Origin of the sequence: Formosa sp. Hel1_33_131 (genome assembly GCF_001735745.1) — a bacterium.
Taxonomy (GTDB): domain Bacteria; phylum Bacteroidota; class Bacteroidia; order Flavobacteriales; family Flavobacteriaceae; genus Hel1-33-131.
This window is the reverse complement of the sequence record NZ_CP017260.1, coordinates 2635822-2657647: the sequence shown is the minus strand read 5'-3', so window position 1 is coordinate 2657647 and position 21826 is coordinate 2635822. Positions and strand designations below refer to the sequence as shown.

Below are 21826 nucleotides of genomic sequence, written 5' to 3'. Positions count from 1 at the left end.
CTCTTTTTGTAACGATGACTGCAATTATGATCACCCTTTTGGGTTTTGCTATTATTTAATTCCGCCCCTAATTTTATTGTTTATACCAAAACAATAGTTTCCATTAAAAATCAATAAAATAAACACATGAAAGTTTTAAAATTTGGAGGAACATCTGTAGGTTCTTCAAAAAACATATCCAAAGTCATAAAAATCATTAAAGAAGAATCTGCTTCTGAAAACATTGTGGTTGTGGTATCTGCCGTTGGTGGAATTACCGATAAATTACTCATTGCGGCCGATAAAGCCATTCGTAAAGACCACAGTTACAAAGAAGACTTTGAGTCCTTACGCTTAAAGCATATCGAAGTGATTGATGGTTTACTGAGTGGCGAAGTGCATGAAGCCACTACTGACATTGTGTTGGAACATTTATCACGGCTTGAAAAGTTATTAGATGGCGTGTATTTAATAAACGAACTGTCACCAAAAACAAACGATAAACTTCTCAGTTTTGGAGAATTGATTTCTTCATTAATTATTTACGAAGCGATCAAATCTAAAGGGGTCAACGTTCAATTAAAAAATTCACAAAATTTAATTGTAACCGATTCAAACTTTACCAATGCAGCTGTTAATTTTGAAGAAACAAATGCCAATATCACCACCTATTTTGAAAGCAATCAAAAAATGGTAACCATCTTACCAGGCTTTATATCCAAGTCTGAAAATGACGAGATCACCACTTTAGGGCGTGGTGGGTCCGATTACACTGCAGCGATTCTTGCGGCAGCACTCAACGCCAGTGTTTTGCAAATATGGACAGATGTAAGCGGGATGTTTACGACCAACCCTAAGATGGTCAAACATGCGAAACCAATTAGCAAGTTATCGTATTTAGAAGCCATTGAATTGTCGCACTTTGGAGCTAAAGTATTGTATCCACCAACCGTGCAACCCGTCCTCCGAAAAGACATTCCACTACTTATAAAAAACACCTTAGCACCTCAAGATCCTGGAACCTTGATTACTAAAATTTCAGAAAACGGCTCTCAATCTCCGATCAAAGGAATTAGCAATATCAATAATGTCTCTTTACTCACGCTACAAGGAAATGGCATGGTAGGGATTCCTGGGTTTTCCAAACGTTTGTTTGAAACCTTGGCGCATTCTAAAATAAATGTGATCATTATCACCCAAGCATCTTCGGAACATTCTATATGTATTGGAGTTTCAGATGCCGATGCGCTCTCCGCAAAAACGGTGATTGATAAAGAATTTGAAAATGAGATTTCGCTCCATAAAATTGATCCTTTAATCATTGAACCCAACTTGTCCATTGTGGCGGTTGTAGGTGATAAAATGAAAAGCCATCAAGGGATTAGCGGGAAAATGTTTAGTACTTTAGGGAAAAACAATGTCAATATTAGAGCGATTGCACAAGGGGCTTCAGAACGGAATATTACAGCCGTGATTTCTGAATCGGATGTAAAAAAAGCATTGAATTCTTTACATGAGCAATTTTTTGAGGAACAAACCAAGCAAATGAACTTATTCATTGCTGGGGTTGGAAATGTAGGTAAATCCCTCATGGATCAGATCAAACAACAAAAGAAATACATAAAATCAACACTTAAAATCAACCTTAAAGTCGTCGCCCTTTCCAACTCTAAAAAGATGGTGTTTGATGAAAGTGGATTAAATCTTTCAGATTGGGATACTCTGTTGAAAGAAGGACAACCAACAGAACCGATGGCGTTCTTTGAAGCCTCAAAAGATTTAAACTTAAGAAATTCTATTTTTATAGATATTACAGCCAACGAAGCGGTCGCCAATACCTATGCTCACTATTTAAAACAAAGCATCGCCGTGGTGGCTTGTAACAAAATTGCGTGTTCAGGTGCCATAGAAAACTACAAAGAATTAAAGCAACTTTCCCATAAATACAATGTGCCCTTCTTGTTCGAAACAAATGTTGGTGCTGGTTTGCCCGTCATTGATACATTAAAAAATTTAATCATGTCTGGGGATCATGTCACTTCCATCAATGCAGTACTTTCAGGAAGTTTGAATTTTATCTTTAATAATTTCAATAAAAACACGACCTTTCACGACGTTGTAAAACAAGCACAATTAGAAGGCTATACGGAGCCAGATCCAAGAATTGATTTGAGTGGTGTGGATGTTGCAAGAAAATTATTGATTTTAGCCAGAGAAAGCGGAGAGATGTTAGAAATGGAAGACATTCAAAATGAAGCGTTTTTGCCAAAAGAATGTATGGAGGCCAACTCTGTAGATGCTTTTTATGAAACCCTAAAAACCAATGAAGATTTGTTTCAAAAACTATTTCAGTCTGCGGAAGCAAACGACTGTCAACTGAAATATGTGGCAGAATTTAAAGATGGAGCGTCAAAAGTAGGTCTCAAAGAAATTCCTGTTGGACACCCTTTTTACAACCTGGAAGGAAAAGATAATATTGTGATGTTTTACACCAACCGTTACAGCGATCAACCCATGATTATCAAAGGAGCTGGCGCAGGATCTGAAGTTACGGCTTCAGGTTTATTTGCAGATATTATTAGAATTTCAAATACACATTAATGAACGAAATTAAACTGTTTTCTCCAGCAACGGTTGCGAATGTCTCCTGCGGATTTGATGTCCTCGGATTTTGCTTGGATTCAATTGGTGATGAAATGGTGATTCGTAAAACCGTAGAAAAAGGAATTCGAATTACAAAAATTGAAGGCTATGACCTTCCCTTTGAAGTTGAAAAAAATGTAGCAGGTGTTTCGGCATTGGCCATGTATGAGGCTGCAAAACCGGATTGTGGTTTTGAAATCGAAATATATAAACACATCAAACCTGGTAGTGGTGTTGGCAGCAGCTCTGCAAGTGCTGTTGGCAGTGTCTATGGAATGAATGTATTGCTTGGTAATCCGTATTCGAAAACCGAACTTACAGCCTTTGCCATGAAAGGCGAAGCCGTTGCCAGTCAAAGTGAGCACGCCGATAACATTGCTCCTGCCCTCTTTGGAGGATTTACCTTAGTGAAAAGTTTAGAGCCTTTAGAAGTTCTTCAAATCCCAACCCCCTCCGATTTATTTGCCGTAGTCATTCACCCTCAAATTGAGATAAAAACATCGGATGCACGAAAGATACTTCCAGAGCATATTTCATTAAAAAATGCGATCACGCAGTGGTCAAATGTGGGAAGTCTTATTCACGGCTTACATACCAACGATTACGATCTGATCAGTCGCTCTTTAAAAGATGTGGTGGTGGAGCCGTTTAGAAGTCAACTCATCCCTGGATTTGAAGACATTAAAAAAGCAGCATTAGAAAACGGTGCTTTAGGCACTGGCATTTCGGGCTCAGGGCCTTCTGTGTTTAGTTTGTGTAAAAGTGATTCCACTGCTGAAAAGGTTGAAAAAGCCATCCGAGAAACCTATCAAAATCAACATATTCCGTTTGAAATTTATGTTTCAAAAATAAATTTAGACGGCATCAAACTCTTAAACGAAAACTAAGGATGAACTATTATAGTTTAAATAACATCGCTCCAACAACCACTTTTGAAAATGCAGTCATCAAAGGACTTGCTCCAGATAGAGGCTTGTATTTCCCAGAGAATATTACCCCTTTAGATGCTTCTTTTTTTGAGAACATAGAGAATCTTTCAAATGAAGACATTGCGTTTGAAGCCATCAAACAATTCATAAGTCCCGAAATTCCTGAAGCTGTTTTAAAAACAATCGTCTCAGAAACGCTTAGTTTTGATTTTCCTGTTGTAAAACTGACAGAATCCATATCCACACTCGAATTATTTCATGGCCCCACAATGGCGTTTAAAGATGTTGGCGCACGCTTTATGGCACGTTGTTTAGGCTATTTTAATAAGAATAATTCCAATGAAGTGACCGTTTTGGTGGCCACTTCTGGTGACACGGGAGGTGCGGTGGCCAATGGATTCTTAGGGGTTAAAGGCGTTCGAGTGGTCATTTTATATCCAAGCGGAAAAGTCAGTAACATTCAAGAAAAACAACTCACGACTTTAGGTCAAAACATCACCGCCCTTGAAGTTGAGGGTACTTTTGACGATTGTCAGGACATGGTAAAAAAAGCATTTCTAGATGATGATCTTACTTCATTAATGCAATTGACATCCGCAAACTCTATCAATGTCGCGCGTTGGCTTCCGCAGTTGTTTTATTTTATGTTTGCGTACAAACAACTGAAGCATCAATATAAAGACATCGTGTTTTCAGTGCCTAGTGGGAATTTCGGAAATGTATGTGCCGGAATGATTGCCCAAAAATTAGGTTTGCCCATTAAACATTTTATCGCTTCTAACAATGATAATAATGTGGTGACTCGTTATTTAGAGTCCAATTCTTACGATCCTAAACCGTCCGTTCAAACGGTGAGTAACGCGATGGATGTAGGGAATCCAAGTAATTTTATCCGAATTCAAGCGATTTATAATAATGAGTTTGATACCTTAAAATCAAACCTCTCTTCTTACAGCTTCACGGATGAAGAAACAAAACAAGCGTTGGATGAGATTTATAAGACCACTAATTACATCGCCGATCCACACGGAGCCGTGGGTTATTTAGGCTCTAAATCGTATTTAAAGACCAATCCAGAAGCGCATTGTGTGTTTTTAGAAACCGCCCACCCGACAAAGTTTTTAGATGTGGTTAAAGAAGTTATTGATGCCGAAATTCCACTACCTCCACAAATAAAATCCGTCATCGATAAACAAAAAGTAGCGACTGATATTAAGGACTATTCTGAATTTAAAGCATTTTTAACACAGCTTTAAGCCGTTTCGATTCCTATTTTTGATTAGATTTGTACTACTTAAAATCTAATTTACTATGAAAGTTACTGCACTCCAATCTACACACGAAGCTCTAGGCGCTAAAATGGTTCCCTTTGCGGGATACAATATGCCCGTTCAATACGAAGGGGTTAATGCCGAACATGAAACCGTTAGGAATGGCGTTGGTGTATTTGACGTCTCTCACATGGGCGAGTTTCTTATTAAAGGTCCGCATGCTTTAGATCTTATACAATCGGTCTCTTCAAACGATGCTTCAAAACTAACCGTCGGAAAAGCACAATACAGTTGTTTGCCAAATGATCAAGGCGGTATTGTCGATGATTTAATTATTTATAAAGTCAAAGAAGAAACCTATCTGTTAGTGGTCAATGCCAGTAATATTGAAAAAGATTGGAACTGGATTGCGTCCAAAAATTCAATGGGTGCGGAGATGAAAAATATCAGTGAGGTCTATTCCTTATTAGCCATTCAAGGGCCAAAAGCAGTGGAAGCGATGCAATCGTTGTCCAGCGTTGATTTGGCTTCTATTGGGTTTTATAATTTTGTAGTGGCTGATTTTGCAGGCATAGAGCATGTCATCATTTCTGCAACCGGATATACTGGAAGTGGTGGCTTTGAGATTTATTGTAAAAACTCAGAAGTGAAACAGGTATGGGAAAAAGTCCTAGAAGCAGGTGCTTCTTTTGGAATCAAACCTATTGGTTTAGCCGCGCGAGATACCTTACGATTGGAAATGGGCTATTGTCTTTATGGAAATGACATTGATGACCACAGCTCTCCTATCGAAGCTGGATTGGGATGGATTACCAAGTTTACAAAATCCTTCACAAATTCTGAAGCCCTTAAAACTGAAAAAGAAGAAGGTCCTAAAAGACGTTTGGTTGGCTTTGAATTATTAGAACGTGGCATTCCTCGTAAGGATTACACCATTGAAGATGCCTCTGGAAATGACATCGGAATTGTCACTTCGGGGACCATGGCACCGTCGTTAGGAAAAGGGATTGGAATGGGTTATGTCTTGTCAGAACAAGCAGCCGTTGGAACTGAAATTTGCATTGCCATTCGCAAACAAAAAGTGCTTGCCACGATTGTGAAACTTCCTTTTTACAAAAAATAACTTTCGTAGAAATATGGCTACCTTAAAAAAACACCGCATTCTGATATTAGGGGTCAGTGGCTTTTTAGGCAATGCTATTTATAAGGAGCTCCACCCCTATTACCAAACATTTGGAACCTATCGAACGCCTCTTTTAGCATTTGAAAAGAACAAGCAATTCTTTCACTACGATGTAGAGGAAGATGATATTTTTGAGGTTCTAAATGTGGTAAAACCAACAATCATCATCTCTGCGCTGAGAGGCGATTTTGCAGCACAGTTGACAGCACATAAACATGTTTTTGAGTACATCTCTTCTCAGAAAAATTGCAAGATGGTCTTTTTATCTTCTGCCAATGTATTTGATGCCTACAGTAAATTTCCGAGTTATGAGAATGACACCACGCTTAGCAACAGTGTTTACGGTCATTTTAAAATTAGACTTGAGCAGTTATTCTTAAAACTCCCCCCTAAAAAAGTAACCATCTTACGGTTGCCGATGGTTTTTGGAGCGCCATCTCCACGGGTTAATGAGCTTAAATTACATCTTGAACTGGACGTCCCGATTGAATTATTTCCTAATCTGATTATGAATGTCATTTCAGATAAAAAAGTAACCCAACAATTACACTACATCATCAATCGAAACAAACATGGTATTTTTCATTTAGGAAGTAAGGACTTGGTACACCACGATGATTTTATCAAAGAGTTAGTTTCTAAAATAGGAACTAAAACCCCGCGTTATAAACTTGTATATACCACCAATGACGACCGATACTTGGCTGTTTTACCAAAAGAAAACACCCTTCCAAAACACCTTCAAATGTACAGCTTGGAACTCTTTGAAAATATGTTTTAAAGTTTTAAGTCGATTTATACTTGTTTTTCGCTTCAGCATTTTTATTTTTGTTAAACATTATTTAGAATACAATAAAACCTATGGGAAGAGCATTTGAATTTCGCAAAGCAAGAAAAATGAAACGTTGGTCAGCAATGAGCAAGGCATTCACACGTATTGGAAAAGACATTGTCATGGCAGTCAAAGAAGGTGGTGCGGATCCAGATAGCAATTCTCGATTAAGAGCCGTCATTCAGAATGGGAAAGCGGTCAACATGCCCAAGGACAACATTGAGCGTGCCATTAAACGAGCCAGTGATAAAAGTCAAGGGGATTATAAAGAAGTCTTGTTTGAAGGCTATGCGCCTCATGGGATTGCGATTCTTGTTGAAACGGCGACAGACAACAATACCCGTACCGTTGCAAATGTCAGAAGTTTTTTCAATAAATGCAATGGAAGTTTAGGAACTTCTGGTTCTGTAGTGTTTATGTTTGACCATACTTGTAATTTTAGAATCAATGCAGAAGGATTGGATGTTGACGATATTGAACTTGAATTTATCGATTTTGGTGCCGAAGAAGTCTTTGCAGACGATGATGGTATTTTGATCTATGCCCCGTTTGAAAGTTTTGGAGCGATTCAATCAGCTTTAGAATCACGTGAAATTGAAATTCTATCTTCTGGATTTGAACGGATACCACAAGTGACGAAACCCCTAAACGAAGCACAAGTGGCGGATGTCGAAAAACTTTTGGAAAAACTAGAAGAGGACGACGATGTTCAATTTGTGTACCACACCATGCAAGAGTAATTAAGAGAATTCTGGGATTTTTCCTTTAACCCCTTCAAAAAACGCACGCATAAACTTAAAATCTGCTTCCATATCATCGGTGGGGTAAAAAGGTTCTGAGAACTTATTCTCTTTATTTTCAAAATCAAAAGACAACATAACTACAGGGACTTTTGCCGTTTTGGCTATAAAGTAAAATCCCGTTCGCCAGGACTCAACCTTTTTACGAGTGCCTTCGGGAGCTAACAACATACGAAACACCTCTCTATCTTCAAACAGTCTAGCAATAGCATCCACTTGTTTTTCATTTGCATTTCGGCGTACAGGTGCCCCGCCAAGGGCTCTAAAAAACCAAGCTGTTAAAGGATTAAATAATGCATTCTTCCCTACGAAATGTGCTTCCAGCTTTAGGGATGATCTTAAAAGCACCCCTATATAAAAGTCATGCCAACTCGTATGGGGTGCTGCAATAAGCACTGCTTTTTTTACAGAATCAAAATTTTTAAAACCGGTTGATTTCCAACCTAATAAACGATGGTATATAAATTTTGATATCCTGTGCATGTTACATTTTAGAATAAAGGTCCTTTAAGCGGGATCTTGTTATTTTGGTTTTCCAATCTTTTCCGATGGCATTTTCCCATAAGGGTTCAAGACTCAAAGAGACATCAATCATGATGTCAAATTGTTTGTCTGTGAGGTTGGCGCAAATTCCTTGCGGTAATGAGATATTATGCTTTGCTTTCATCTTTTTGAACAATTCAACCCCTTCTGGATAAAATTCTTCTAAGTGATCAAATACGATACAATTTCCAATCCCATGCTTGGTCCCTAATAAAAAAGACAAGCCATAACTCATGGCGTGGGCAACGCCCACTTGCGAATACGCAATGCTCATTCCACCATGCCAAGACGCCATCATCAATTTATCTTGACTTTCTTCTTGGATCAACGTCTCTAAAAAGACTTCTTTACAAAGACTTAAAGCTGTTTCTCCATAAGTTTTACTAAAGGAGTTGATATACTCTCCTGTAAGCGATTCTATACAATGAATATAACAATCCATTCCTGTATAAAACCATTGTTCTTTAGAAACACCTTCCGTAAGTTCTGGGTCTAAAATTACTTGATCAAAGGGTGTAAAATCACTATTGATTCCTAATTTCATAGTGGGCCCTGTCAAAATGGTTGTTCTTGACACTTCGGCACCTGTGCCTGAAATTGTAGGAACACCAACATGATAAATGCCTTTATTTTTTATCAAATCCCAGCCTTGATACTCGTGGCTCGATCCGTCATTCGTTAGCATCAAAGCAACTGCTTTGGCTAAATCTAAAAGGGTTCCCCCTCCTATTCCAATAATTCCTGAGGGCAACACACTCGAGTTTAAAACGATGTCTTCGACCAATTTATCTACTTGTGTTGTTTTGGGTTCTTCTTCAGATGATATGAAGATAATTTGATCCTTATACAGTAAGGGGATTTTGGCTATTAAGGATGCATTGTGTTCAAATACGTCGTCAACAAGAAATATGAAAGGGGCACTTTCATTTAGACGTTCTGGGGCTAAGATTTCACCTAATTGGGTGAAACTACCGCGACCAAAGACAACTTTGGAAACCATGGGGAAATTTTTAAAACTCATATTCATAACTAGGTAGTATTAATCCATAATAATATATTATGGGAGGTTAAGGTTTTTTTGAAATAATTCTGCAAATTGCCCGACATGATAGCCGTCTATTAAGGCATGATTTGCACTAATCCCTACATTCATCAATAATGAATCGTTTTCTTTGTAGGTTTTACTAAATGCTAATTTGGGTACGGAATCTTTGACCCCTGAAAAAGGCTCTTTTTGGGATGTAAAAGAAAACCAAGGCAAGGCAGAACAATGGATACAATCTAAACCATAAACTGGGGGGTAAAGTTCCGAAGATTCATCAATGCGTTGTTTTTCTTTCAGTAAATTGGTGTTAAATTCTTCAAAGTTTTCTGAAAAATTGATATAGCTAAAACCAAAGGTTTTATCAGCTCTTAGAATGGTTGAAGAAGCGTGTATGACATCGCATTCAAATACTTCGTCGTCTATAATTCTATATTTAAAATTTTCAACTGCATTAATCGCTTTCATACAGTCGTGAAGATAGATCGCAAAAAAACTAGAACCCGTGTCCTTTGATTTTTTGTAGGCTTTAGACACATCAAAAGGAATCGTCACCCCAAAATAAGGATCTGCTAATGCATTAAAATGATTAAAATGGTGTTTGCGATTCCAAGCGCTTATATCTAATTTTTTCAATATTATTCTTCTTAATTAATTCGTTTTCCAATGTTTATTGGCGTTTATCAAATCTTCGGGAGTGTCAATTTCAATGCCGTGAATATCTGTTTCCACCATTTTTATTTTTTTCCCAAACTCTAAATAACGAATGCATTCTATTTTTTCAGAAGCCTCCAACATTTTCATGGGAAGTTTTGTGAAATCAAGTAAGGCTTGTTTTCTAAAAGCATACACACCTTTATGTTTAAAATACTTAGTATCTACTGTTTTATCTCTGGAATAAGGAATGGGACTTCTTGAAAAATAGAGAGCGAAATTACGTTGATCAACGATTACTTTAACAGAGTTTCTATTCAGAATTTCTTCAGCATCTGTAATATGGATCATTAAAGAGGCTAAATCAATTTCATTTTCAGAATCATTTTCAAATTCATCTAAGACTTTTATCAAACTCTCTTTGTCTGTAAAAGGTTCATCTCCTTGCACATTGACCACAATATCACAATCAATCGCTTCCGCAGCTTCGGCAATACGATCACTTCCTGATTCATGTATTTTTTGGCTCATGAAAACTTTTCCGCCGTGACTTTTAATTTCCTGTGAAATAATCTCACTGTCGGTCACTACATAGACATCGCTAAATAAATTTGTTTCCATTGTAGCCTCATAGGTACGAAGAATGACACTCTTCCCTCCTAGATTTTGCATAAGTTTTCCAGGAAAACGAGATGAGTCGTAACGCGCAGGAATCATGGCAATTATTTTCATTTAGCTTAAGATTAATTAATGAACAAAAATACAATATTTTTTTGAGAATTTATTTAAAGGAATCGTCTTTAATCTTCAAAATAATCATCTTGAAAACCAATTAGATATAGTTTTTCTTTGGCACGCGTCATTGCTGTATAAAGCCAACGCAAGTAGTCACGATCGATACCATTTGGTAAATAAGGCTGCTCTACAAATACGGTATTCCACTGCCCCCCTTGCGATTTGTGACAGGTAATCGCATACGAAAATTTCACTTGGAGTGAATTGAGGTATTTACTCTTTTTAACGCCTAAAAACTTTTTATAAGAAGAGGGTTCATCTTCAAAATCTTTTAGTATTTCTTGATATAATTTATTGGACTCTTCATAGGGCAAAGAAGGGGTTTCTAAGGTGATGGTATCTAACATTAAAACGGTTTCAAATGGGCGCATTTTAGGATAATCTACCATTCGGATTTTAACTTCTGCAAACCGAAAACCATATAATTCTTTAACACTAAAAACTTCCAAAACTTCTATAATATCCCCATTGGCTATAAACCCAGCTGCACTTGTAGGCTTTAACCAAAAGTAATTATTTTTAACAATCATTAAAAAATCGCCCGCTGTCAATTCATTTTCATTAAACAAAATCCGAGAACGAATTTGCTCATTATAGAGGTTTGCTCGTTTATTAGAGCGCACTATTAAAGCCGTTTCTTCATTCCCTAAGTTGCTATAAGCATCGTTAATAGCATCCATAATCTCATAACCATCATTCAAACGCACAATATCTTTGAACCCTTTAAGGTTGAATTCAAAAGAATCAAAGTACGAATTTGAGATGGCTTCCCTCAAATGCGTGGCATTGAATAAAATCCCAGAATCTTCCCCTTGCCTCACCACTTCGTCCAACTCTAGACGGAGAACTTCTTTATTGTAGTTGAGCTCTAAGTTAGATTCATTTAACGCAGGACTCAAATCGAGTTTCACAGGTGGCAACTGTGCGGTATCACCAATTAACAACAACTTACACTGAAAGCCAGAATACACATATTGAATCAAATCGTCCAACAACGACCCCGTTCCAAATAACTTTGCTTGATTGGAAATATCTGAGATCATAGAGGCTTCATCCACAATAAAAATGGTCTTTTTGTGCTTGTTAGGCGCCAGTACAAAAGAAATTTTACCGTTTTTTTCGGAACGTGGCACATAAATTTTCTTATGAATGGTAAACGCTTCTTTTTGTGAATAGTTGCTAATCACCTTAGCTGCACGTCCTGTTGGCGCCAATAAAACAGCATTTTTTTGAACTTCCCATAAGTTTTTTACAAGCACTCCAATAATTGTTGTTTTTCCAGTACCAGCATAGCCTTTTAAAACAAAGAGTTCATTGGCAACCGTACTAAAAACAAAGTTAGAAAGTTGCTGTAATCCAATGTTTTGCTTAACCGTTGGCGTAAAAGGAAAACTGGTTTTTAGTAGTTTATAAAAGTCATTTTTATCCATTCGATTGTATAGCAGATATATTTTTATTCAAATATAGAAATGATTTTTTGTAACATTCACTTTATTGAATAAAAAAAAATTGTAGATTTGTAGTGTCTCATAACAATTTATAAAACTATGATAATTTTTTTAATAATCGTTGCCGTCATTTTACTGACCATTGGAATTGTTTATCTAATTGATAAAAACGTCCCAAAAAAATACAAACCATTTATTCTTGTTGGCCTCTGGGGACTCATCATTTATTTAGGGTACATCACCATTATGTCTGTCTATGGTGAAATTCAATTCAATCAACTAAAAGAAAAACGCTACAAGGTGGTTATCGAAAATCTAAAAGATATTAGAGATGCCGAATTAGCACACAGAACTGTGACTGGTCAATTTGAAGCAAATTGGGATAGCTTAGTGAAATTCATTGAAAATGAAAAATTCACAATCACACAACGAAGAGATTCCACGATCATTGACAAAGAATTGACACGTATTTACGGAGTTGATACGCCTAAAGATATTGTCATTATTGACACACTAGGCTTTGTTCCTGTAAGAGACTCCTTGTTTGGAGCGGATCCTCGATACAAAACAATGATGAACATTCCTACCTTAGAAGATGGACAAAAATTTGAATTAAAAGCAGGTCTTTTGGAACAAAACGGAGTGAACATTCCTGTGTTTGAAGCCTCTGTTTCTAAAAAAGTAATTTTATTTGACCAAGATAAGAACTTAGTAGATCTTGAATCTGAAGTCAAATCTGTAGAAGGTGTGAATGGACCGAGCCTAAAGGTAGGGTCTATGGAAGAAATAAATACAAATGGAAACTGGCCAAAAAATTATTCTAAAGAACAATAACATATCAGACTCCATATATGAATTGTCCATTCAAGTAAACTTGAATGGACTTTCTTTTTTTGTTTTAAACTTAATGGACTCGAAAATTGAATTTTTAGAGTCGGTGAATTTTGATAAGAAACAAACCCCTCAAGCCCTTTTAGATCAACTCACCCATAGTTTTAACAGTCTAGAAGAGCTTCAAAAACAATTCGGCAAGGTGACCGTCATTCACGACAATGAATTAGCGACCCTTGTTCCTAAGCCTTTGTTTGATGAAACGAACCTAGTCGATTATCTAAAATTTAATACCAAAATATTAAAAACAGATTTCATCACGTATGATCCTCTGAAAATTGCAGATATAGTGGTTGTATATGTACCACTCGTAAATATCAACAATTTTATATTTGAGCGTTTTGGAAGTTTTGAATACAAGCACAGTGCCACCATTACATTAAACCGCGTGTTGACACTTGAAAAAAATTCAAAATCCTTGAAAATGTATCTCAATATTGAGACCTCTCATTTTGAAATTATTGTGGTTGAAAACAATCATTTAAAGTTTTACAACCGTTTTGAGTACAGTACTAAAGAAGATTTTATTTATTACCTTTTATTTACAGCGGAACAATTACAACTGAATCCCGAAGAATTTCCAGCAATCTTAATGGGCTCTGTTGATGAAAATGACGACCTCTATCAGATTGCATACAAGTATGTAAGGCACGTCAGTCTTTTACATGAAGATGCAATGCTTTACAGCAACGATGCTAGTTCTAAACATTTTACACTCCTAAACAGCTTATAATGCGAATCATATCAGGAATATTCAAGGCCAGACGAATTATGGCACCAAAAAAATTACCCGTGCGTCCCACCACCGATATGGCCAAAGAAGCGTTGTTTAACATCCTCAACCATCGCTATCATTTTCATGATATCTCGGTATTAGATTTATTTTCGGGCACCGGAAATATTAGCTATGAATTTGCTTCAAGAGGGACGGAATCCATTGTGGCGGTCGATCAAAACTTTCATTGTACAAAATTTATTTCGCAAACCTCCGAAGAATTTGAAATGCCTATCCAAGTGGTAAAAGCAGAAGTCTTTGGCTTTTTAGAAAAAACAAAACAACCCCAAACGATTATTTTTGCCGATCCTCCTTATGAGCTAGAACATGAAAAGTTTTTAAAAATTGTAGAGCTTGTGTTTCAAAACGAACTCTTAGAGGAAGATGGTGTACTGATTGTAGAACATTCCAAACAAACAGATTTGTCTTCTGCACCTCAATTCTCAGAAGTGAAAGGTTACGGTGGAAATCGGTTTAGTTTTTTCGAAAATTAAAAAAAAGCAGATCTATAAGCCGGATCCTGTATCACACAAAATGTGACCCTTATCATTTATCTACGTTTACTGTTGCCAGTAAACTTTAGCTGCCTACCCTTCAGCATCGCACGTGTCGCGCTCAAGCACTGATATACATGACATTGCACCTTATAGAGTTTACCTGGTTTCACTACAGCTTAACCTGTACATTCTTTCTGTTGCACTTTTCCTAGCCTTACGACTGGTGGCCGTTAGCCACTATAATACACTATGGTGTCCGGACTTTCCTCCCTTCGTTTAAAACGAACAGCGATAAGGCGATCTGCTTTGCGGCAAAAATACATAAATTGTTAATAACTCCTTTTAATTTTACAGGGTTTAATTTAGGCAATCGGCCATGAATATTTAAATTTGTTTCAATAAGATTTTTATGGAACCATTTATTGTATCGGCATTAAAATACAGACCTCAAACATTTAAAGATGTAGTGGGTCAGTCTGCAATTACCAATACGCTAAAAAACGCCATTGATCAAAATCACCTCGCACAAGCTTTGCTGTTTACAGGTCCGAGAGGCGTTGGTAAAACCACTTGCGCGCGGATTCTTGCCAAAATGATTAACAGTGAAGGTGCTGAACATAAAAATGAAGATTTCGCCTTTAATATTTTTGAATTAGATGCTGCCTCTAACAATTCTGTAGATGATATTAGAAGTCTTACAGATCAAGTTCGGATTCCCCCACAGGTAGGAAACTACAAAGTATATATCATTGATGAAGTACATATGTTATCGCCTTCGGCTTTTAATGCCTTTCTAAAGACCTTAGAAGAGCCCCCAAAACATTGTATTTTTATTTTAGCGACTACTGAAAAGCACAAGATCATTCCAACGATTTTATCGCGTTGTCAGATTTTTGATTTTAAAAGAATTACGGTCACAGACGCTAAAAATTATTTGAAGATCATTGCTGAAGAACAAGGAATTACTGCAGAAGATGATGCCTTACACATCATCGCTCAAAAAGCAGATGGCGCCATGAGAGATGCCCTTTCGATATTTGACAGAGTTGTTAGTTTTTCTGGTAAAAACCTAACCCGTCAAGCGGTCACAGAAAATCTAAACGTTTTAGATTACGACACCTTTTTTGAAGCCACTGATTTAATTTTAGCCAATAAAATTCCAGATTTACTATTGCATTTTAACCATATCCTTTCCAAAGGATTTGATGGTCAACATTTTATAACAGGCTTGGCATCTCATTTTAGAGATTTATTGGTTTCTAAAACACCTCAAACTATTGAATTGTTAGAAGTGGGCGATGATACAAAAGCCATCTATAAAACACAATCGGAGATCACCTCACAAGCCTTTTTGATTCAAGGTATTGAACTTGCAAACGATTGTGATCTGAAATATAAAACGAGTAAAAACCAGCGACTGTTGGTCGAACTTTGTCTCATGCAGCTTGCCTCTATCACTTTTGATGGAGAAAAAAAAAAGCCTAGCGGATTCATAATTCCCGCATCTTACTTCAGATCCAATAACATTCCTGAAGTTAAAGTCACTCGACCGGTTGTGGCTCCAGAAACACCAACTCAAGAACCTTCGAAATACCCAGCGAAAGAAATTCCAGCGGTTGCTGAAAAAGTAGAGGAGCCAAAAACTCCCTATCCTAAAAAGGAATTACCCATCCCCGTCATTAGTAGCACACAACGCCCCACTTCTGGACTGTCGCTCAGTAGCATTCGAAAGAAAAAGGAGCACCAAATTAAACTGATGGAAGTCACGGTTGATGAAGAAGATCTGCCAAACGATGCGTTTACCTTAGAAACGCTTATCAAATTTTGGAATATTTTTGTAACGAAATTAGAAGCGGACGGAAAATACAATTTAGCAGCAATTCTTCAGATTGATACGCCAAAACTCATCAACGAAAATACCATTCGATTGGAGTTTCCAAATACCACCAATAAAATCGAAGTGGAACGTCAGCAATTTGAGTTGTTACAATACTTACGAAAAGCCGTTAATAATTTCTCAATTTCGTTAGACATCATTGTCAATGAAACCCTGGAGAAACAATATGCATACACTCCAGAAGATAAGTATCAAAAATTAGTAGAGAAAAACATACACGTTGAGCTTTTACGTAAAACCTTTGATTTAGATTTATAATTTATGCTTGGACTAAAGTTACCGTCAGACCCGAGATGGGTAAACATCGCTGAAAAGAATTTAGAAGAAATTTTATCGGACCATGCCTTTTGTGAACAAAAAGCGGCCAGTACTGCCATTTCATTAATTGTGAGTTTCCCTGAATATACGGAGTTGGTGCAAGAAATGATTGCTTTGGTAGAAGAGGAAATGAGTCATTTCAAAATGGTGCACGATCTCATCTTAGAGCGTGGCTTCACTTTAGGGCGCGATCGAAAAGATGCCTATGTGTCAAAACTATTGCAGTTTTTCCCAAAAGGAGGCAGTCGCACCACACAATTGGTACATCGTTTACTTTTGGCAGCGTTGATTGAAGCCAGGAGCTGTGAACGCTTCCGACTGTTGTCTGAACATTTAGAAGATAAGAAACTTGCTAAATTTTACAGAAAATTAATGATTAGCGAAGCGAATCATTACAGCTCATTTTTAGGATTTGCAAGACAATATGGCGAGCGCAAAGAAGTGGATCAAAAATGGGAGGCTCTCTTAGAATTCGAAGCAGAGATTATGAAAACATTAAGCGTCACCGAATCCATTCACGGGTAGTTCTACTTTTAAGGATTTAGATTTTTAGGAAATAACTTATATTCCACAACCCCATTTGAACACTCACTCCATCGGTTGGTTTTGAAATTAATTTTAACAATTCCACAGGTAGGAATATTTTCTATATACTGATCACCTTTAGTATTTACAATGGCTGTTAATGCGTTGTTATGACCAAAAATAAAGACGTTCGATACACTCGCATCGATCGTGTTGATAAATGCTTCTAAACCTGGCCCACTAAAATCGTACAACTGATCTGAATAATGCACTTGTGTTTCTGTAGATACAGCATATTTTAAGAAAAAATCACAGGTTTCTCGGGTGCGTTTCGCAGTACTACAAAACACAGCATCGGGTTGGAATGATTTTACAATATCTAAAGACGACATAAATTCGGCATCAAACAACCCTCGTTTATTGAGCGGTCGCTTTTCGTCTGCAAGTCGGAATTTCCAGGACGATTTTGCGTGACGTATAAAAACAATTGATTTCATATTTAAGGGGATAAACGGTCTATTTTCCAAGAATAGTCTTCTTGTAATTGGTAACGAATGCGGTCATGAAGTCGGTTGGCTCTGCCCTGCCAAAACTCAATTTCTATTGGCTTGACCATAAATCCACCCCAAAATTCAGGACGGGGAATATCTTTGGTTTCGTATTCTGATTCTAAGGATTTTAATTTTGTTTCCAACACTTCTCTATTCTCTATTACAGAACTTTGATTTGAGGCAATTGCTCCCAATTGACTTCCTTTCGGTCGCGATTCAAAATAGCCGTCACTAAGATTATCCGCTATTTTTTCGGCAGTTCCTTTAATAATCACCTGACGTTCGGCAGCTGCCCAATGAAACGAGAGACAGACATTTGGATTGGCAGTGATTGCTTTTCCTTTTTCGCTTTCGTAATTTGTATAAAAAATAAAGCCTTCAAAAGTATATTTCTTCAACAGTACAACTCTGTTTTTAGGGTAGCCATCCAACCCGAGTGTTGAAATGGTCATGGCATTGGTTTCGTCTTGATGGAAATGCGCATCCACTTCATGAAACCACTTCTGAAACAATTCCATCGGATTGTCTGAAATAGCTGTTTCTAATAGTGCTCCTTTATCGTAGGATTTGCGGTAGTCCCCTAAGTCTTTTTCCATAATATAATATTCAAGCTCAAATTTACATAAATATAAACAGTTTTGTGAAGTTGAATTATTAAATTTGAGTGCTAATTAATTATTGTATTATAATCTATGGAAGTCTAATTACTGGAATGATTTTAATTTTAACAGGAATTCTTGTTAAGAATAACTCTGATTTGATTGCTGGTTACAACACCCTATCAAAAGAAGAAAAAGAGAAAATAGACATGGACAAACTAACGCAGGTCGCCCGAAAGTATTTAGTCTTAACAGGGCTCAGCGTTCTCATTGTTGAAGGGATTCTATCGCTTTTAACCATCGACGAAAAAACACATTTATACGTAATCTGTGGGATCGTTATATTTGGAGTTACGGTTCTTATCATTCAATCGAATCGTTTAAAACCCAAGCCATAAAAAACCAATTCCTTAAATAAATTAGGTGTGAAATATTGTTAAAAACAAAACAGTGTCCATTGATAGGATAAACGCAAGTAATTTGTATTTTTGTTAAAACCTCCGAAAGAGCAATGGCTAGAAAATCAACAACTAAAACTACCCAAAAACGGTTCTCAAAACTTAATTTCACCCTCACAAATTCTCAACGATTGGTGCTTGGGAGTTTTTTAGTAATTCTTGGAATCTTATTATTTATATCCCTCCTCTCCTATTTGTTTACGGGAGAAAGTGACCAAAGTGTTCTAGGCGACTTCACCAACCGAACTGTAGAAACCAACAACTGGCTTAGCAAAGTAGGTGCTTGGATCAGTCAATTGCTTATATACAAAGGATTTGGAATCTCTTCATTTATATTCTCTGGATTGTTATTTCTATCCGGGATTTCAGTATTGGCAAACTCCTCCAAAAAACGCTTATGGCGAAATTGGTTCTGGGGAACGCTTGTGATTATTTGGGGATCTATGTTATTTGGATTTGCATTTGAAACGGCTCCAAAATTAGGAGGCGTCATTGGATTTGAATTAAATATATTACTACAAGACTATGTAGGAAAAATAGGAACTGCCCTATTATTGCTGTTTTGTTTTATTGTGTACATCGCCTTGCGTTTCAAGGTCGGGCCACAGCAAATTGCACGCCTCTTTGTACGGACTAAAAACGAACTTAAATCTGAATTATCTGAAGAAGACCAACCTTCTAACTCTTTAGTTGATGATCTCGGAACTGAAGAAAATGAACCTATAAAATCATCATTTGAAGTTCCTTTAGAAAACCTAGAACCTACAATTTCAAACCATTCAAGTATTGATTCTTCGAGTACTTTAGAAGTGAATACTCCTACAGAAGAGCCCAGTATCGAGGAAGAGGAAGAACAAGAAGAAGTGCCCTTAGAAATGAAAATTGAAGCCAGTGTTGAAGAGGTGTCTGAAACCGATAACCTTGCTGCAAAATTAGTGGAAGACTTTGGGGAGGTTGATCCTACGTTGGAGTTATCAAAGTTTAAATTTCCTTCTTTAGATTTACTTAAAAAGTACGATACTGAAGGGATTACCATCAATCAAGAAGAGCTAGAAGAAAATAAAAATAAAATTGTTGAGACGCTCAGCAATTATAAAATTGGGATTGCAAATATCAAAGCAACGATTGGACCAACGGTTACATTATATGAAATCATTCCAGAAGCTGGAGTGCGTATCTCAAAAATAAAGAATTTAGAAGACGATATTGCACTTTCACTTTCAGCATTGGGCATTCGAATTATTGCACCAATTCCTGGTCGAGGAACAATTGGTATTGAAGTGCCAAACAAAAATGCAACGATTGTATCTATGCATTCTGTCATTGCCTCTCAGAAGTTTCAAAAATCAGAAATGGAACTTCCGATCGCTTTGGGAAAAACAATTAGCAATGAAACCTTTGTCGTGGATTTAGCTAAAATGCCTCACCTACTTATGGCGGGTGCAACTGGTCAAGGAAAATCGGTAGGACTGAATGCAGTTCTTACCTCTTTATTGTACAAAAAACACCCCGCAGAGGTTAAGTTTGTTTTGGTCGATCCAAAGAAAGTAGAACTGACACTTTTTAATAAAATTGAACGTCATTATTTAGCAAAACTTCCTGATAGTGAGGATGCCATCATTACTGATAACACCAAGGTGATCAATACTTTGAACTCGTTGTGTATTGAAATGGACAATCGTTATGAGATGCTTAAAAATGCGTTTTGTAGAAATATTAAAGAATACAACGAAAAATTTAAGGCACGAAAACTGAACCCGAACGATGGGCATAAGTTTTTGCCTTATATCGTTTTGGTCGTTGATGAATTTGCCGATTTAATTATGACTGCTGGTAAGGAAGTTGAAACGCCTATTGCCCGATTGGCACAGTTGGCCAGAGCGATTGGAATCCATTTGATTGTAGCTACTCAACGCCCATCGGTGAATGTAATTACAGGAATTATCAAAGCGAATTTCCCAGCGCGTATTGCATTTAGAGTGACTTCAAAAATTGATTCTAGAACCATTTTAGACAGTTCAGGAGCGGATCAGTTGATAGGACGTGGAGATTTATTATACACCCAAGGAAACGATATGGTCCGTATTCAATGTGCTTTTGTAGATACACCAGAAGTAGAAAAACTAACCGATTATATTGGATCTCAAAAAGCCTATCCGAGTGCTTATTTGTTACCAGAATACGTGAGTGAAGAGTCTGGCACAAGTCTTGATAACAATATCAACGAAAGAGATCAATTGTTTAGAGAAGCTGCCGAAGTGATTGTAACCGCTCAACAAGGATCGGCTTCGTTATTACAACGTAAATTAAAACTAGGATACAACAGAGCTGGGCGATTGATTGACCAACTAGAAGCCGCTGGAATTGTTGGCCCGTTTGAAGGCAGTAAAGCACGGCAAGTACTTGTCCCCGACTTTCTAGCCCTAAATCAATTATTAGATCAAGAAATTACATAAAAATATGAACCGAGCGTGTCCAAAGAATCATTGCTCAATAGAATAATGAATAGCGAAAACATTTGACCGTTAAAAAGCAATAAGTATAAACAAATGAAAAATTTATTAGTATTAATATTAACCATGAGCATCGGTATGTGTCAAGCACAAAACCGAGATCCTGAAGCCCAAACGCTCTTAGACGAAGTGAGTGCTAAGGTGAATGGCTACGACAATATGGTATTGGAATTTAAATATGTCTTGGACAATAACGAAGAAAACATTCACCAAGAAACACGGGGCGATGTCACCTTGTTGGGGGATAACTATGTATTGAATATTCTGGGAATCACTAGAATTTTTGACGGTGAAAAACTGATTACCATCAGTCCAGAAGATGAAGAAGTGACTATTTCTAAGCAAAATACGGCAGAAGAAAATACCATCACTCCCAGTCAATTGCTTTCATTTTATGAAGAAGGCTATAATTATAAAATGGATATTATTCAAAATATTAGAGGTCGTAAAATTCAATACATCAAATTAGATCCCATCGATTCAAATACGGAAATCAACTATGTATTGTTAGGCATCGATACAAATACCAAACATGTGTATAATTTGATCGAGATTGGAAGTAACGCTACAAAAACAACATTAACTATCAATGCTTTTAAAACCAATCAACCTTTGTCTGAAACTTTATTTACGTTTGACGCTACAAAATACAGTGACTATTTTATCAATAATTTAGATTAAGC

The 21826-nt window shown here is 36.9% G+C and carries 21 protein-coding genes and 1 other RNA gene; 14 read left to right on the top strand and 8 right to left on the bottom strand.

What is annotated here, in order from left to right:
- The first annotated feature begins 126 nt into the window (after window positions 1–126).
- The 6 genes from thrA (at window position 127) to FORMB_RS12390 (ending at window position 7577) form a co-directional block, all read left to right on the top strand.
- Window positions 127–2580, top strand: a complete 2454-nt coding sequence (gene thrA, locus FORMB_RS12415) for a bifunctional aspartate kinase/homoserine dehydrogenase I (RefSeq protein WP_069677769.1) — start codon at window positions 127–129, stop codon at window positions 2578–2580.
- Complete coding sequence (locus FORMB_RS12410) at window positions 2580–3509, top strand: homoserine kinase (protein ID WP_069677768.1); 930 nt, start codon at window positions 2580–2582, stop codon at window positions 3507–3509. Before thrA ends, FORMB_RS12410 begins: the two co-directional genes overlap by 1 nt.
- Before the next feature lie 2 nt (window positions 3510–3511).
- Window positions 3512–4807 (top strand): threonine synthase, encoded by a 1296-nt coding sequence (gene thrC, locus FORMB_RS12405; RefSeq protein ID WP_069677767.1) that lies wholly within the window; start codon window positions 3512–3514, stop codon window positions 4805–4807.
- Window positions 4808–4862: 55 nt separating this feature from the next.
- The gene (gcvT, locus tag FORMB_RS12400; protein WP_069677766.1) at window positions 4863–5945 is read left to right on the top strand and encodes a glycine cleavage system aminomethyltransferase GcvT; all 1083 of its coding nucleotides are present in this window, start codon (window positions 4863–4865) and stop codon (window positions 5943–5945) included.
- A gap of 13 nt (window positions 5946–5958) precedes the next feature.
- Window positions 5959–6786 carry a sugar nucleotide-binding protein gene (locus FORMB_RS12395; RefSeq protein WP_069677765.1) on the top strand — a complete coding sequence of 276 codons (828 nt, stop codon included), beginning with the start codon at window positions 5959–5961 and terminating at the stop codon, window positions 6784–6786.
- An 80-nt stretch (window positions 6787–6866) separates the two neighbouring features.
- The gene (locus FORMB_RS12390; RefSeq protein ID WP_069677764.1) at window positions 6867–7577 is read left to right on the top strand and encodes a YebC/PmpR family DNA-binding transcriptional regulator; all 711 of its coding nucleotides are present in this window, start codon (window positions 6867–6869) and stop codon (window positions 7575–7577) included.
- On the opposite strand, the gene FORMB_RS12385 is transcribed toward FORMB_RS12390, so the two are convergent.
- From FORMB_RS12385 to FORMB_RS12365, 5 genes are all read right to left on the bottom strand, one after another.
- Window positions 7578–8120, bottom strand: coding sequence for a 1-acyl-sn-glycerol-3-phosphate acyltransferase (locus FORMB_RS12385; RefSeq protein WP_069677763.1), 543 nt, complete (start codon window positions 8118–8120; stop codon window positions 7578–7580).
- A gap of 1 nt (window position 8121) precedes the next feature.
- Window positions 8122–9180, bottom strand: coding sequence for an iron-containing alcohol dehydrogenase family protein (locus FORMB_RS12380; RefSeq protein ID WP_231925550.1), 1059 nt, complete (start codon window positions 9178–9180; stop codon window positions 8122–8124).
- Between the two features lie 57 nt (window positions 9181–9237).
- Complete coding sequence (locus FORMB_RS12375; RefSeq protein ID WP_069677761.1) at window positions 9238–9858, bottom strand: CatA-like O-acetyltransferase; 621 nt, start codon at window positions 9856–9858, stop codon at window positions 9238–9240.
- Between the two features lie 15 nt (window positions 9859–9873).
- Entirely contained in the window at window positions 9874–10608 is a 735-nt protein-coding gene (gene kdsB, locus FORMB_RS12370; protein ID WP_069677760.1) for a 3-deoxy-manno-octulosonate cytidylyltransferase, read from the bottom strand.
- 68 nt (window positions 10609–10676) lie between these two features.
- Window positions 10677–12101, bottom strand: coding sequence for an ATP-dependent DNA helicase (locus FORMB_RS12365; RefSeq protein WP_069677759.1), 1425 nt, complete (start codon window positions 12099–12101; stop codon window positions 10677–10679).
- 117 nt (window positions 12102–12218) lie between these two features.
- Here FORMB_RS12365 and FORMB_RS12360 point away from each other — a divergent pair, with 117 nt between their 5' ends.
- The 3 genes from FORMB_RS12360 to FORMB_RS12350 are packed head-to-tail and all read left to right on the top strand — an operon-like array spanning window position 12219 to window position 14279.
- The gene (locus tag FORMB_RS12360; protein WP_231925549.1) at window positions 12219–12953 is read left to right on the top strand and encodes a hypothetical protein; all 735 of its coding nucleotides are present in this window, start codon (window positions 12219–12221) and stop codon (window positions 12951–12953) included.
- Window positions 12916–13743, top strand: coding sequence for a DUF3822 family protein (locus FORMB_RS12355; protein ID WP_069677758.1), 828 nt, complete (start codon window positions 12916–12918; stop codon window positions 13741–13743). The genes FORMB_RS12360 and FORMB_RS12355 overlap by 38 nt, the downstream gene beginning before the upstream one ends.
- On the top strand, window positions 13743–14279 hold the full coding sequence (locus FORMB_RS12350) for an RsmD family RNA methyltransferase (RefSeq protein ID WP_069677757.1): 537 nt from the start codon (window positions 13743–13745) through the stop codon (window positions 14277–14279). Before FORMB_RS12355 ends, FORMB_RS12350 begins: the two co-directional genes overlap by 1 nt.
- Here FORMB_RS12350 and rnpB read toward each other — a convergent pair.
- Window positions 14279–14590: RNase P RNA component class A (gene rnpB / locus FORMB_RS12345), an RNA gene on the bottom strand. The two genes, FORMB_RS12350 and rnpB, sit on opposite strands and share 1 nt — an antisense overlap.
- Window positions 14591–14691: 101 nt before the next feature.
- Between rnpB and dnaX the strand changes: the two genes are divergently transcribed.
- Window positions 14692–16437: a DNA polymerase III subunit gamma/tau gene (gene dnaX, locus FORMB_RS12340; RefSeq protein WP_069677756.1), complete on the top strand. Its 1746-nt coding sequence runs from the start codon at window positions 14692–14694 to the stop codon at window positions 16435–16437.
- A 3-nt stretch (window positions 16438–16440) separates the two neighbouring features.
- Window positions 16441–17022, top strand: coding sequence for a tRNA-(ms[2]io[6]A)-hydroxylase (locus tag FORMB_RS12335; RefSeq protein ID WP_069677755.1), 582 nt, complete (start codon window positions 16441–16443; stop codon window positions 17020–17022).
- An 8-nt stretch (window positions 17023–17030) separates the two neighbouring features.
- Here the strand turns inward: FORMB_RS12335 and FORMB_RS12330 are convergent, their stop codons facing one another.
- On the bottom strand, window positions 17031–17519 hold the full coding sequence (locus FORMB_RS12330; RefSeq protein WP_069677754.1) for a SixA phosphatase family protein: 489 nt from the start codon (window positions 17517–17519) through the stop codon (window positions 17031–17033).
- Window positions 17520–17521: 2 nt separating this feature from the next.
- Window positions 17522–18169, bottom strand: coding sequence for a pyridoxamine 5'-phosphate oxidase (pdxH, locus tag FORMB_RS12325; protein ID WP_069677753.1), 648 nt, complete (start codon window positions 18167–18169; stop codon window positions 17522–17524).
- A gap of 116 nt (window positions 18170–18285) precedes the next feature.
- On the opposite strand from pdxH, the gene FORMB_RS12320 reads away from it, so the two are divergent.
- From FORMB_RS12320 to FORMB_RS12310, 3 genes are all read left to right on the top strand, one after another.
- Window positions 18286–18570: a DUF3784 domain-containing protein gene (locus tag FORMB_RS12320; protein ID WP_069677752.1), complete on the top strand. Its 285-nt coding sequence runs from the start codon at window positions 18286–18288 to the stop codon at window positions 18568–18570.
- A 113-nt stretch (window positions 18571–18683) separates the two neighbouring features.
- Window positions 18684–21086, top strand: a complete 2403-nt coding sequence (locus tag FORMB_RS12315; protein ID WP_069677751.1) for a DNA translocase FtsK — start codon at window positions 18684–18686, stop codon at window positions 21084–21086.
- Between the two features lie 93 nt (window positions 21087–21179).
- Window positions 21180–21824 (top strand): LolA family protein, encoded by a 645-nt coding sequence (locus tag FORMB_RS12310; protein WP_069677750.1) that lies wholly within the window; start codon window positions 21180–21182, stop codon window positions 21822–21824.
- Window positions 21825–21826: the final 2 nt, after the last annotated feature.